This window comes from Pseudalkalibacillus sp. Hm43 (assembly GCF_054170705.1).
Genome location: NZ_CM135129.1, coordinates 2,935,591 through 2,948,199 on the forward strand (window position 1 = coordinate 2,935,591; position 12,609 = coordinate 2,948,199).

Below are 12,609 nucleotides of genomic sequence, written 5' to 3' on the forward strand. Positions count from 1 at the left end.
CAATAACTCAAATATTTCACCTACGAAGGACATATTTTTTAGCCTGTTAATGGAAAAATAAGTGTAGTTACGGCATATTGGATGAAAGCATGATAAAATATAGTGTGGTATTAACGTTAGACTTTGGGAGTGACCTTCTAGATGGCGAACATACATATAAAAGATCTCATTGAGGAGTTCGAACTCGAACTCGTCCACGGTGAAGAAGGGATACACCGTTCCATATCAACGAGTGACATTTCAAGACCCGGCCTGGAAATGGCGGGCTATTTTGCGTATTACCCGGCTGAACGTCTGCAGCTTTTAGGAAAAACAGAGCTTTCGTTCGTGTCAGGTCTGGACCAGCGCATCCGTCGCGAGCGGCTCCGGAAACTGTGTACAGAGGAAACTCCGGGGATTGTCATTTCACGAGGCTGGGAAGTGCCGGCTGAACTGGCGGAAGCAGCGGAAGAGCAGAACATTCCGATTCTGCGATCACCGATGACGACAACCCGTCTCAGTAGCCGACTCACCAACTTCCTTGAAAGTAAGCTCGCGCCAACAACGGCTGTCCACGGCGTTCTCGTCGATATTTATGGAATCGGCGTGCTCATTACAGGATCCAGTGGTGTTGGTAAAAGTGAAACCGCGCTTGAACTTGTGAAAAGAGGACACCGACTCGTTGCGGATGATTCCGTTGAAATCCGCCAGGAAGACGAGAAAACCCTCGTAGGTAGTGCACCAGATCTGATCAAGCACCTCCTCGAAATCCGAGGTCTTGGCATCATCAATGTCATGACGCTGTTTGGTGCTGGTGCGATCCGCAACTATAAAAAGATCGCGCTCACGATCAACCTGGAGACGTGGGATTCCAAAAAAACGTACGATCGACTTGGGTTGGATGAAGAAACAATGACGATCATCGATTGTGAACTGCCTAGGCTGACGGTTCCCGTCCGACCGGGACGTAACCTTGCGATCATTATCGAAGTGGCTGCAATGAACTTCCGTCTGAAAAAGATGGGCGTCAACGCGGCACAGCAATTTTCCGATAAATTGAATCATGTCATCGATACACCAGATTACGACGACTTTTAGGAGGAGCATAGATGCTTTCACAAATACAACCGCTGGATCGGGTTGCGCTTGAACTTGGTCCATTGACCATCTACTGGTATGGGATTATTATAGGATTTGGAGCCTTACTAGGATTGTATATCGCTGTCCGGGAAACGAAACGGTTAGGGATGAACTCGGAGACGTTTGTCGACCTGGTCATGATTGCTGTGCCGGTTGCGATTTTATTTGCGAGAATCTATTATGTCACGTTCGAATGGTCCTATTATAAAGACCATCTCGGGGAAATCTTCAAGATTTGGGAAGGCGGTATCGCCATTCACGGCGCGCTGATCGGATCGTTTTTGACAGCTTACGTGTTTGCAAAAGTGAAAGACCTTTCATTCTGGAAACTAGCTGACATTGCAGCACCGAGCATCATCCTCGGACAAGCGATTGGACGCTGGGGCAACTTCATGAACCAGGAAGCGCACGGCGGCGAAGTGAGTCGTTCCTTTTTAGAAGGACTGTACTTGCCGGACTGGATCATCAATCAGATGTACATCAATGGAACCTATTATCATCCGACGTTTCTCTATGAATCCATTTGGAACATCATCGGGTTTGCGATTTTGATTGGTTTGAGAAAAGTAAACTTACGACGCGGGGAATTGTTCCTCACGTACGTCATATATTATTCTGTCGGGCGATACTTCATTGAAGGATTGCGGACAGACAGCTTGATGCTCACGGAAAGTCTTCGAATGGCGCAGGTCATCTCGATCGTCTTGATCGTGGTCAGCATCGGAATCATGATCTACCGTAGAAAAGCAGGTCTTGCAGACAAACGGTACATGGATCAGTAAACATCGAAAGAAGGGGTGAAGGAAATGAATACTTTGCGAAAAGGTCTGAAAGTTGGACTGAATACGACCTGGGAGCTTGGAAAGATCATTTTCCCGATCACCCTTCTCGTTACAATACTAGGCCAAACGCCCGTCATGGGCTGGTTGGTCAAACTGGCTGAACCGCTCATGAAGTGGATTGGCCTCTCCGGTGAGGCGGCACTACCGCTCGTCATCGGAAACTTCTTGAATCTATACGCTGGAATCGGAGCGATTTTGAGCCTTGATTTAACGGTGAAAGAGGTGTTCATCCTCGCGGTGATGCTCTCTTTTTCTCATAACCTATTGATCGAGTCCACTGTTGCTACGAAAGCGGGCATCAAGATGTGGATCGTGCTTGTCGTGCGCTTAGGGCTGGCGTTCATATCTGCCTGGATGATTTCGATCTTCTGGAAGGGCGGTACGGAAAAAGCGGTATACGGACTGATTTCCCAGTCTGAGGAGAATGTTTCAGGATTCTGGAACATCCTTTGGCTTGGTGTGGAAAAAGGGTTCATCGGTATCGTCCAGCTCGCGGCGATCGTCATCCCGCTCATGATCTTCATCCAAATCATGAAGGACTTGAACTGGTTGACGGTATTTTCGCGATGGATGTCGCCGATTACCCGTGCCCTTGGAATGAAACCGAACACGTCTACGACGCTCGCGGCGGGTATCGTTTTCGGACTCGCGTACGGAGCAGGCGTAATGATGCAGGCGGTAAAAGAAGACGGCGTCGAGAAGAAAGACTTGTATCTCGCCTTCATTTTTCTCGTATCGTGTCACGCCGTCATCGAGGATACATTGATCTTCATTCCGCTCGGGATCCCGGTATGGCCGTTGTTAATGATCCGATTAGTCGTTGCCATTGTCCTGACGATGATTGTTGCTGTCGTCTGGAACCGATTAGACGCAAGAAAAGCTTATAGACATCGAAAGGAAGCCAACTATGAAAGTTGATACGATTTTGTTTGATTTGGATGGAACGCTGATCAACACGAACGAGCTGATCATCGCATCCTTTACCCATACATTGGAGCATTTCCAACCTGGTAGATTCAGCAGGGAGGACATCATCTCATTCATCGGACAACCTCTTGTCGATAGTTTTAAAGAAGTCGATGAAACGTCTGTACCAGATATGGTAAAAATGTATAAAGAACACAATCTTGCCCATCATGAAGAATACGTACATGCCTTTGAAGGTGTGGTAGAAACGGTGAAAACGTTGCATGAGAAAGGCTTCAAGCTCGGGATTGTCACGACGAAGATGCGTGATGCGGTCGAGCTCGGACTTGAAATCACTGGTTTGAGCGATTATTTCACGACCATCGTTACGTTGGATGATGTGGAAAAAGCGAAGCCGGATCCGGAGCCGATCATGCGCGCGCTGGCGAATTTACAGTCGGATGTGAGCTCAGCGATCATGGTCGGGGACAGCCGATATGATATTGATGCCGGTAAAAATGCCGGGACAATGACGGCGGCCGTCGCCTGGACCATCAAAGGACGCGCGACACTCGAGCGATTGCAACCAGATTACATGCTAGAAGAAATGCCAGACCTACTGAACGTATTAGAGGTAGAGGTGACGGTATAATGCGGAACACCAAGCGCTACCCTGTCAAAGGAAGCAATGCGCTTTGGCAGATTTATAGGACGGTTCCTTTTTTCAAAGTGTTCAAGAATTTCATCGTCATCCAGCTGGCGAGGTATACGCCGATCATTCCGGTGAAAAACTGGCTTTACAAGACGTTTCTCCGGATGAAGGTCGGTGATCAGACTGCTTTTGCGTTGATGGTCATGCTCGATATCATGTTTCCGGAGAAGATTTCGGTTGGAAAAAACTCGATCATCGGCTACAACACGACGATTTTGACGCATGAATATTTGATAAAAGAGTATCGGCTTGGTAGTGTAGTGATTGGTGATGAAGTGATGATCGGAGCGAACAGTACGATATTGCCAGGAGTCACAATAGGTGACGGTGCGATTGTATCTGCTGGATCCCTCGTCCATCGGGACGTCGAAGCCGGTTCATTCGTCGGAGGCAATCCGATGCAGGTCATCTATACGAAAGAACAGATGGACAAGCGTAAACAAATGGCGAAAAATGACGATATATAGGATAGATAAAGGTGAGGTGTCATCAGAATGGAACAAAAGAAGAGAATGTCAATGATCTATATGAATGGTGAGTTCCGTATCAGCGATGCATGGATTCGTCCAGCGGCTGTCTCGAAACAGAAGAAAGACAGCGAGCAGCAAGATCGTTTCTTCTTTTTATCTGCTGTATCCCGTTTAAGAGGAAGCGACTACATACGCGATGCGTACTGGAATGGGCAAGAAGCCGTCATCCGTTTCGAAAACAGCGACCATGTCAGTCCTGAATTCCTTGACGACTATGACGAATACTTCGCTTCCAAGCTGACAATCGGACGATTGCTGTTGGATAATCTCGTATACTTGTTCAAGGAGCTACCGTATATTTCCCGTTTGAAAATCATGGTTCCTTATCAGGAGAACGAACTGGTCGTCCATATCCATCGCAGACAGTTGGAAAAGTATTTGCAAACCGATTTCAGCTATTTCAAAAATGCCCATCGCTGCCAGTACCATTTCATCGTCCAAGAACGGGACGTGCGTCGTTTCGTACAACGTTACGTGAACCTGGTTTATAAATAAGGAAGCGTGTGAAGCGTGGGGACGGTTCTTCTGCTTCACTATACGATTTGTGAGCCTCATTCTGAGCGAATCTCTAACGGATTCCTTCAGAATGGGGCTCTTTTAGTTGAAGGTGAGACTGGAATTCGGAGGAATCGCCCCACTTCTCGAGGGTATCGAACCACTTCTCAGCGGTATCGCCCCACTATCCGGAGGTATCGACCCACTTCTCGAGAGAATCGAACCATTCCACGTAGATATCGCCCCACTTCCCAAATATATCTCCAATAGATGAAAATTTGGAGAAACTTTCCATCAAGTTGTCCCGTATATCTTTAGAGGGGGGACGAGATATGAAAATATGGGTAGGTATTCTTGGATTAATGATTGTACTAGCAGGATGTTCGCCAACAGAAGTAATAGTGAAATCAGAGAATGGAACACCTGAAATAACATTCCGACTTATTGACAAAGCAGGATTATCAAAAGAAGAATTGAACAACGTGGCAGAGCAAGTTAAAGAAGCGACAACGATCATAACTGGTTTAATTGAAACAGATTATGTGCCCGCAGAACAAATTGATATTGTGCTCTATGAGGAAAGTGGAATGTCATATGGAGATGTAAGTCAGATCACGCTTCGCAAGGTTAATGGAAAGTACCCTATTTTCCATGAATTAACGCATTCGTTACTAGGGTACGGAGAAGTCATTGACGGGAAGTTTGGTGGATCATCTTCTGGTTTTTTCACTCAGGAAGGACTTGCTGAGTATGTTGAGTCTGAATATGGTTCTGGTACGATACCAGGATATGAATTGTCTCTACATAGAATGATGCGACAATGCATTGAACTTAATCGGAATCTACCGCTTAGAAAACTAACGGACAATGTATTGAGTGGAACTTATTTTCGATCATACGTAGACAGTGAGGAAGAGAGTGCGCTTCAATTACTTAGCTATGTACATGCGGGTTCATTCGTATCGTATCTAATTGAGGAGTACGGTCTCAAGACATTTGAAAAGATTTATAATGTAGATCAATTGAATATCGCAATTAAAGAAACCTATGGAAAAGATATAGACACACTAGAAACGGAATGGTTGGATTATATCAAGGAAAATGAACGGTCTTTCAGTGATAAAGAAAAGAATGACATGAAAGGATACTATGAGCTCGAAAAGACCATTTTACAAATAGATGATCGATACTATTCAAAATGATTGGGAAGCAAATATGAGTCAAATAATGGGGCAGTCCTATTAGTCGAAATTGGATCGATTTTGTAGGACTGCCCCTTCTGTTTTGTCCCAAATCACTCCATTATTGTATTGGAACTGTTTTTATGTGGATCTTGACTATTAAGAAGGGATAAATAGGGTAAACATAAACGACAGTACTTTAAAATTTATTGGTTGACGAGTATTCGGAAGAGCGTTAGACTACTTATTAAGTCTTTATCTTGTTAGTTAATTAGCGAACTAAAGGATTTTCCTTTTATAAATAAAAAAGAAACCGGAGAGTGAATGATGTGTCGAAACCGCTTGTATTTGAAAAACCATTGGGGATGCGGGACACGCTTCCTCAGCTTTATGAAATCAAATCAATCAGCCGGACAGCGATGGAGAGCATCGTTCGGCAATGGGGATACCGCTTCATGCAGACGCCGACCGTCGAGTATTACGACACAGTTGGTGAGGCTTCTGCCACATTGGATCAGCAGCTTTTCAAACTACTCGACCAAGAAGGGAAAACGCTCGTTCTGCGACCCGATATGACGGCACCGATTGCACGGGTTGCAGCGTCCAGCCTGAAAGACGAGCCGCTTCCGATGCGTATTGCTTATGCCGCGCATGTTTTCCGAGCTCAGGAACAGGAAGGCGGTCGTCCCGCAGAGTTCGAACAGTTCGGAGTCGAGCTGATTGGCGATGGAACGACAAGTGCTGATGCAGAAGTGATCGCCTTGATGATTGAGACGCTGAAAGCTGTCGGCTTGAATAACTTCCAGGTTGCAGTCGGACACCTCGGGTATGTCGATGCACTCTTCAAGGAAATTCTCGGAACCGATCAACGGACGGAAACACTCAAGCGGTTTTTATTTGAGAAAAATTACGTCGGTTATCGCCAGCATGTGAAAGAGCTTCCGTTGTCATCCATCGATCAAAAGCGACTAGTCGACTTTCTGCAACTGAGAGGCGGTACGGCTGGTCTTGAACAAGCGGAGGAACTGATCACATCCACTCGTGCTTACGAAGCGTTGGAGGAGCTCCAGACGTTGCGTGATGGACTCGCAGCTTATGGTGTAAGCGACCTCGTGTCCCTCGACCTGACGCTGGTCAGCCATATGACGTATTACACCGGTGTAGTTTTTGAAGGATATGCACCTGAACTCGGATCCCCGATCAGTAATGGAGGTCGGTACGATACACTGCTCTCCAAATTTGATATGGATACGAAGGCGACTGGATTTGGCATCCATCTTGACCACTTGATCGAGGCGGTCCATCCCCGTGAGGAGAAAACGTTCACGCACTGCATCGTCTATTCGGAAAAACAACGGAAGGATGCCATCGAGTTTTGTCAAAAGCTTAGAGGACAGGGCGAAACAGCGGTCCTTCAAGATATTAAAGGGATTGAAAACCTGGATGCGTTCACCGAAAAGTTTTCCAATGTGACCTATTATTTAGGAAAAGAGGAGGGAGTAAGCAAATGACATCATCGAAGCTGACCATCGCCATGCCGAAAGGGCGAATCTTTGAAGAAGCAGTTCAAATGCTGCGTGAAGCCGATTATGCGCTCCCTCCCGAATTTGAAGACTCACGGAAACTGATCATTGATATCGAAGAAGAGGATTTACGGTTCATTTTAGCGAAACCGATGGATGTGCCGACATATGTGGAGCATGGCGTAGCAGATGTCGGAATCGTGGGAAAGGATGTCATGCTTGAAGAAAAGCGGGATGTCTATGAGGTGCTAGATCTTGGAATCTCGCGTTGTCACTTGTCAGTAGCAGGACTCCCGGGAACTGAACTCGATTCCGTTGCGCCAAAAATCGCTTCCAAATATCCAAACGTCGCTTCGAGCTATTTCAGAAGCCAAGGCAGACAGGTCGAAATCATCAAGCTGAACGGGTCGATTGAGCTTGCACCGATGATCGGTCTTGCCGATCGAATCGTCGATATCGTCTCAACCGGCCGCACGTTGAAAGAAAACGGACTTGTTGAAACGGAAAAAATCATGGAAATCACGTCGAGGTTCATCGTCAATCCCGTCAGCTACCGAGTGAAAGCGAACCGGATCGATGAGATGGTGAATCGACTGGAAAAGGTGATTGAAGGAAAGGAGGTTGTCCGATGAAAATACAGCAGTTAAGGGATGCAACATTACGGAAACAGCTCGATCAAGGAACAGAGGATCAAAGAGAAGCCGTCATCGGAATCCTCAATCAAGTAAAAGAAAGAGGAGACACGGCACTTGTCGAATTGACGGAAACATTCGATGGCGTCCGGTTGGAATCGTTGAAGGTGACGGATGTGGAAATTGAAAAAGCATACGCTTCACTCGATGAAGAAGTGGTGCACATCATCCGCGAAGCGGCGCAAAACATCCGTGATTACCATAAAAGACAGGTGCGAGAATCCTGGATGGTGACGAAAAAGGATGGTACAGTACTCGGACAAAAGATTACCCCACTTGAATCGGTCGGAGTGTATGTACCAGGTGGAACCGCGGAGTATCCATCTTCTGTTTTGATGGGGACGATTCCTGCGAGTGTTGCAGGCGTCAGCCGAATCGCGATTGCGACTCCACCCCGTGAAGACGGAACGATTCCTGCAAGCGTCCTTGTCGCAGCGAACGAAGGCGGCGTCCATGAAATTTATAAAATCGGTGGTGCGCAAGCGGTCGGTGCTTTTACATTCGGAACCGAAACCGTACAACCTGTCGATAAAATCGTCGGACCTGGAAACATCTACGTCGCACTCGCGAAACGGGAAGTGTTCGGGCTTGTCGGCATCGATATGATCGCTGGGCCGAGTGAGATCATGATTTATGCGGATGATACCGCGAACCCGGTTTACCTTGCCGCTGACCTATTGTCTCAAGCCGAGCACGATCAGATGGCGAGTTCCATTCTCGTTACAACTTCGATTGAAGTGGCGGAAGAGACGTCGAAAGAAGTGATCCGACAGTTGGAAAGCCTGCCGCGTAAATCGATCGCCGAGGCTTCAATCATCAGTAATGGTGTCATTTACGTGGCCAATACGGAAGAAGAAGCGATTGCCGCGATTAACGAGGTGGCACCGGAACATTTGGAACTTGTTGCACATGAACCGTTCGAGCTGCTTGGTCAGATTAAGCACGCAGGTGCGATCTTCGTCGGCAAAAACAGCTCAGAGCCTGTCGGTGACTATTTTGCTGGACCGAACCACGTTTTGCCGACAAACGGGACAGCACGATTTTCGAGCCCGCTTAGTGTGGATGATTTCATCAAGAAATCGAGTATCATCTCGTACGGAACAGATGCATTGTTCAACGATGGACGGAAGATTAGTAAACTAGCACGACTTGAAGGCCTAGAGGCACATGCTCGAGCCATTGATATTCGACTGGAGGAAAATTGATACATGTCAGAACGCACTTCATCTATCACTCGTAAAACGAATGAAACGCAAATTGAACTGAGCCTCCAGATCGATGGTCAAGGCCAGTCTGAAATCCATACACCGGTTCCTTTCATGAACCATATGCTCGATTTATGGACACGTCATGGGCTGTTTAACCTGCAGGTGAACGCGACAGGGGATACCGAAATTGACGATCATCATACGACCGAAGACATTGGGATCTGTCTCGGACAGACGTTCCTTGAAGCGTTAGGTGATAAAAAGGGAATTCGTCGGTATGGCAACGCAATCGTGCCGATGGACGAAGCGCTTGCTCAAGTCGTCGTGGATCTAAGCAACCGACCGCACTTCGAGTGGAAAGTCGGTGAGCTGCCATCTTCCAAAGTCGGTACCTTTGATACGGAAAACGTCCACGAATTTTTGTGGAAATTCGCGCTTGAGGCACGGATGAACCTACACATCATCGTCCATCACGGATCGAACACGCATCATATCATCGAGGCGATCTTCAAAGCGCTCGGTCGTGCATTGGATGAAGCGACCCAGCTCGACCCCCGTGTCACCGGAGTCCCGTCAACGAAAGGAATGCTCTAAAATGATCGGAATTATCGATTACGGAATGGGGAATCTCCATTCCGTTCAAAATGCGCTCCGCCGTTTAGGCGTAGAGTACTTTTTATCGGAGAAAAAAGAAGACCTCGCCGATGCTGATGCACTGCTCCTACCCGGAGTCGGGGCGTTCAAGGATGCGATGCATGCTTTGAAAGAGAATGGTATGGATGCGTTTATCAAAAGTGAAGTTGCTGGCGGCAAGCCGTTGTTCGGGATTTGCCTTGGCATGCAACTTCTTTTTGAAGAGAGCGAAGAGAATGGTCTGACGGAAGGCTTGAACCTGTTGCCTGGCCGAGTCGTCCGATTCCCTGGCAAGACAGCTGGCGGTGTCAGCTATAAAGTTCCTCATATGGGATGGAACCGTATGATCCTCCAGCAACCAGATTCTCCTCTTTTACAAGATTTGAGCACGGACTATGTCTATTTCGTCCATTCTTATTTTGTAAAAACGGAGGATCGCAACGTGTTGCTGGCAACGGCGGATTATCATGAAGAGGTTCCAGCCGTTGTCGGAAAAGGGCATATTTTTGGTGCACAGTTTCATCCGGAAAAGAGCAGCACAGCAGGCCTGGAAATTCTGAAAAACTTTGCGGATTACATCGAGGGGAGGAAGTCTGATGCAACGAAGATTTGAACTGTATCCAGCGATTGATATGCGGGGCGGCAAGTGCGTCCGTCTGTTCCAGGGCGATTATGATCAGGAGACGGTTTATGGTGACTCCCCGTTCGAGATGGCGAAAAAGTTCGCCGATGAAGGTGCCGACTGGATTCACATGGTCGACCTTGATGGCGCGAAAGCCGCTGAGAAAGTGAACCACAAACATGTGTTGCGGGTCGCTTCTGAACTCGATGTAAAGGTGCAAGTTGGTGGTGGCATCCGAACGGAAGAAGACGTTGCTTTTTACCTGGAACGAGGTGTTGATCGTGTCATCTTAGGAAGTGTCGCTGTGAAAAATCCAGCGTTTACGAAAGAGATGCTGAAGAAATACGGTGAACGGATCGCGATCGGGCTCGATGCGCGCGATGGCTATGTTGCTACAGAAGGCTGGCTGGACAAATCTGAAGTGAAAGCGACGAACCTCGCTAAAGAGATGGCGGAGGCTGGAGCGCGTCACTTTATTTTTACCGATATATCCAGAGATGGTACGCTCGAAGGTCCGAACATCGAGGCGATTGCCGAGCTTGCAAAGGCATCCGGCGCTGAAGTGATCGCTTCAGGCGGCGTCAGTTCATTGGAGGATCTCCGTAACCTGGCGGACAGACAACACGAAGGGATTGAAGGGGCGATCATCGGAAAAGCCCTCTACACAGAGAGGTTCACCCTATCGGAAGCCCTTGGGAAAGTAGGTCAATAAATGTTAACGAAACGAATCATTCCTTGTTTGGATGTAAAAGATGGACGCGTCGTCAAAGGTGTCCAATTCGTGAATATCATCGATGCAGGAGACCCCGTGGAGCTCGCGAAAATGTACGATGAACAAGGCGCAGACGAGCTCGTGTTCCTCGATATTTCCGCTTCGAATGAAAAGCGGCATGCCATTATTGATGTCGTGAAAGAGGTCGCAGCTGAACTCGCGATTCCTTTTACCGTCGGGGGAGGAATCAACGCTCTGGAAGACATGAAGAAGGTGTTACGGGCAGGAGCCGATAAAGTTTCGCTGAATACGGCAGCGGTAAAAAATCCGGATCTGATTACGCTCGGTTCGCAATACTTTGGGGCACAATGCATTGTTGTCGCCATTGATGCCCGGTACGATGAAGAGATGGGGTCGTGGCGGGTGTATACGAATGGCGGCCAGCGTCCGACTGACTGGGAGGTCATCGACTGGGCGAAGGAAGCGGTCAAACGAGGTGCAGGAGAGATCCTGCTTACGAGCATGGACCGGGATGGTGAAAAGTCCGGCTTCCATATCGAGTTGACGAAAAAAGTACGAGACGCTGTGACGGTGCCAGTCATTGCATCCGGTGGAGCAGGCGCTGCTGAGCATTTTCATGACGTTTTTACCGAAGCGGATGCAGATGCGGCGCTGGCAGCATCAATTTTCCACTATAAAGAAACGTCCATCATGGCTGTGAAGGACGAACTGAGAAAGCAAGGGGTGAACGTGCGATGAACATAAGTGACTTGAAGTTTGATGAAAACGGGCTGATTCCGGCGATTGTCCAGGATGTGCAGAGTAAAGAAGTCCTAACACTCGCTTACATGACTGAAGAATCGTTGCAAAAGTCAATCGATACCCGTGAGACGTGGTTTTACAGTCGTTCGAGACAAGAGCTTTGGCACAAAGGTGAAACGTCTGGGAACACTCAAGTGATTGAGGACATCCGATACGATTGCGATCAAGATGCGCTCATCGTGCTCGTTCATCCGAACGGACCTGCTTGTCATAAAGGGACGTTTTCGTGCTTTGAGGATTCGTTGTTGGAAGATGGCGGTGTCGAGCGAAGTGCTTCCGACCGTTTCGCCATCCTCTCTCAATTGGAAAAATTGATTGCTGAACGTGATGCGGCGCGTCCAGAAGGCTCTTATACGACGTATCTTTTCAAGGAAGGCGTCGATAAGATTTTGAAGAAGGTCGGAGAAGAAGCATCCGAGGTCATCATCGCAGCCAAGAACCGTGATAAGAACGAGCTGTCCTGGGAGACCGCTGACCTTCTGTATCACGTGCTTGTGTTGCTGAAAGAACAAGATCTTCCGCTTGATGATGTGTTGAAAGTACTAAAAGAACGGCACACTGAACCTGCTGAAAAAGAATGATGAAAGGAAGGCTGACAAAGGGTCAGTCTTC

At 47.7% G+C, this 12,609-nt stretch carries 15 protein-coding genes; all 15 read left to right on the forward strand.

What is annotated here, in order from left to right; genetic code table 11:
* Positions 1-141 precede the first annotated feature (141 nt).
* The 15 genes from hprK to hisIE all read left to right on the forward strand — a co-directional run bounded on the left by hprK (position 142) and on the right by hisIE (position 12,578).
* The gene (hprK, locus tag ACXQIQ_RS15305; protein WP_439301503.1) at positions 142-1,077 is read left to right on the forward strand and encodes an HPr(Ser) kinase/phosphatase; all 936 of its coding nucleotides are present in this window, start codon (positions 142-144) and stop codon (positions 1,075-1,077) included.
* Positions 1,078-1,088: 11 nt separating this feature from the next.
* A complete protein-coding gene (gene lgt / locus ACXQIQ_RS15310; RefSeq protein ID WP_439301502.1) occupies positions 1,089-1,901 on the forward strand; it encodes a prolipoprotein diacylglyceryl transferase in 813 nt (270 codons plus the stop codon).
* A gap of 24 nt (positions 1,902-1,925) precedes the next feature.
* Positions 1,926-2,879 carry a nucleoside recognition domain-containing protein gene (locus ACXQIQ_RS15315; RefSeq protein WP_439301501.1) on the forward strand — a complete coding sequence of 318 codons (954 nt, stop codon included), beginning with the start codon at positions 1,926-1,928 and terminating at the stop codon, positions 2,877-2,879.
* Positions 2,869-3,519, forward strand: a complete 651-nt coding sequence (gene ppaX, locus ACXQIQ_RS15320; RefSeq protein WP_439301500.1) for a pyrophosphatase PpaX — start codon at positions 2,869-2,871, stop codon at positions 3,517-3,519. Before ACXQIQ_RS15315 ends, ppaX begins: the two co-directional genes overlap by 11 nt.
* Positions 3,519-4,046, forward strand: a complete 528-nt coding sequence (locus ACXQIQ_RS15325; protein WP_439301499.1) for an acyltransferase — start codon at positions 3,519-3,521, stop codon at positions 4,044-4,046. The genes ppaX and ACXQIQ_RS15325 overlap by 1 nt, the downstream gene beginning before the upstream one ends.
* A 27-nt stretch (positions 4,047-4,073) precedes the next feature.
* The gene (locus ACXQIQ_RS15330) at positions 4,074-4,604 is read left to right on the forward strand and encodes a hypothetical protein (protein WP_226547227.1); all 531 of its coding nucleotides are present in this window, start codon (positions 4,074-4,076) and stop codon (positions 4,602-4,604) included.
* 332 nt (positions 4,605-4,936) lie between these two features.
* Positions 4,937-5,806: a gluzincin family metallopeptidase gene (locus tag ACXQIQ_RS15335; RefSeq protein ID WP_439301498.1), complete on the forward strand. Its 870-nt coding sequence runs from the start codon at positions 4,937-4,939 to the stop codon at positions 5,804-5,806.
* Between the two features lie 344 nt (positions 5,807-6,150).
* The gene (locus tag ACXQIQ_RS15340) at positions 6,151-7,296 is read left to right on the forward strand and encodes an ATP phosphoribosyltransferase regulatory subunit (protein WP_458026121.1); all 1,146 of its coding nucleotides are present in this window, start codon (positions 6,151-6,153) and stop codon (positions 7,294-7,296) included.
* Positions 7,293-7,940, forward strand: a complete 648-nt coding sequence (hisG, locus tag ACXQIQ_RS15345) for an ATP phosphoribosyltransferase (RefSeq protein WP_439301496.1) — start codon at positions 7,293-7,295, stop codon at positions 7,938-7,940. The genes ACXQIQ_RS15340 and hisG overlap by 4 nt, the downstream gene beginning before the upstream one ends.
* A complete protein-coding gene (gene hisD, locus ACXQIQ_RS15350; RefSeq protein WP_439301495.1) occupies positions 7,937-9,205 on the forward strand; it encodes a histidinol dehydrogenase in 1,269 nt (422 codons plus the stop codon). Before hisG ends, hisD begins: the two co-directional genes overlap by 4 nt.
* 3 nt (positions 9,206-9,208) lie before the next feature.
* Positions 9,209-9,802, forward strand: a complete 594-nt coding sequence (hisB, locus tag ACXQIQ_RS15355; protein ID WP_439301494.1) for an imidazoleglycerol-phosphate dehydratase HisB — start codon at positions 9,209-9,211, stop codon at positions 9,800-9,802.
* 1 nt (position 9,803) lies between these two features.
* A complete protein-coding gene (gene hisH, locus ACXQIQ_RS15360; RefSeq protein ID WP_439301493.1) occupies positions 9,804-10,454 on the forward strand; it encodes an imidazole glycerol phosphate synthase subunit HisH in 651 nt (216 codons plus the stop codon).
* Positions 10,438-11,175 carry a 1-(5-phosphoribosyl)-5-[(5-phosphoribosylamino)methylideneamino]imidazole-4-carboxamide isomerase gene (gene hisA, locus ACXQIQ_RS15365; RefSeq protein ID WP_439301492.1) on the forward strand — a complete coding sequence of 246 codons (738 nt, stop codon included), beginning with the start codon at positions 10,438-10,440 and terminating at the stop codon, positions 11,173-11,175. The genes hisH and hisA overlap by 17 nt, the downstream gene beginning before the upstream one ends.
* Positions 11,176-11,934 (forward strand): imidazole glycerol phosphate synthase subunit HisF, encoded by a 759-nt coding sequence (gene hisF, locus ACXQIQ_RS15370; RefSeq protein WP_439301491.1) that lies wholly within the window; start codon positions 11,176-11,178, stop codon positions 11,932-11,934.
* A complete protein-coding gene (gene hisIE, locus ACXQIQ_RS15375; protein ID WP_439301490.1) occupies positions 11,931-12,578 on the forward strand; it encodes a bifunctional phosphoribosyl-AMP cyclohydrolase/phosphoribosyl-ATP diphosphatase HisIE in 648 nt (215 codons plus the stop codon). Before hisF ends, hisIE begins: the two co-directional genes overlap by 4 nt.
* The last annotated feature ends 31 nt before the right edge of the window (positions 12,579-12,609 follow it).

Coding starts and splice junctions, on each gene's coding strand:
- hprK (WP_439301503.1), top strand. CDS start 142: ATGGCGAACATACATATAAAAGATCTCATTGAGGAGTTCGAACTCGAA.
- lgt (WP_439301502.1), top strand. CDS start 1,089: ATGCTTTCACAAATACAACCGCTGGATCGGGTTGCGCTTGAACTTGGT.
- ACXQIQ_RS15315 (WP_439301501.1), top strand. CDS start 1,926: ATGAATACTTTGCGAAAAGGTCTGAAAGTTGGACTGAATACGACCTGG.
- ppaX (WP_439301500.1), top strand. CDS start 2,869: ATGAAAGTTGATACGATTTTGTTTGATTTGGATGGAACGCTGATCAAC.
- ACXQIQ_RS15325 (WP_439301499.1), top strand. CDS start 3,519: ATGCGGAACACCAAGCGCTACCCTGTCAAAGGAAGCAATGCGCTTTGG.
- ACXQIQ_RS15330 (WP_226547227.1), top strand. CDS start 4,074: ATGGAACAAAAGAAGAGAATGTCAATGATCTATATGAATGGTGAGTTC.
- ACXQIQ_RS15335 (WP_439301498.1), top strand. CDS start 4,937: ATGAAAATATGGGTAGGTATTCTTGGATTAATGATTGTACTAGCAGGA.
- ACXQIQ_RS15340 (WP_458026121.1), top strand. CDS start 6,151: ATGCGGGACACGCTTCCTCAGCTTTATGAAATCAAATCAATCAGCCGG.
- hisG (WP_439301496.1), top strand. CDS start 7,293: ATGACATCATCGAAGCTGACCATCGCCATGCCGAAAGGGCGAATCTTT.
- hisD (WP_439301495.1), top strand. CDS start 7,937: ATGAAAATACAGCAGTTAAGGGATGCAACATTACGGAAACAGCTCGAT.
- hisB (WP_439301494.1), top strand. CDS start 9,209: ATGTCAGAACGCACTTCATCTATCACTCGTAAAACGAATGAAACGCAA.
- hisH (WP_439301493.1), top strand. CDS start 9,804: ATGATCGGAATTATCGATTACGGAATGGGGAATCTCCATTCCGTTCAA.
- hisA (WP_439301492.1), top strand. CDS start 10,438: ATGCAACGAAGATTTGAACTGTATCCAGCGATTGATATGCGGGGCGGC.
- hisF (WP_439301491.1), top strand. CDS start 11,176: ATGTTAACGAAACGAATCATTCCTTGTTTGGATGTAAAAGATGGACGC.
- hisIE (WP_439301490.1), top strand. CDS start 11,931: ATGAACATAAGTGACTTGAAGTTTGATGAAAACGGGCTGATTCCGGCG.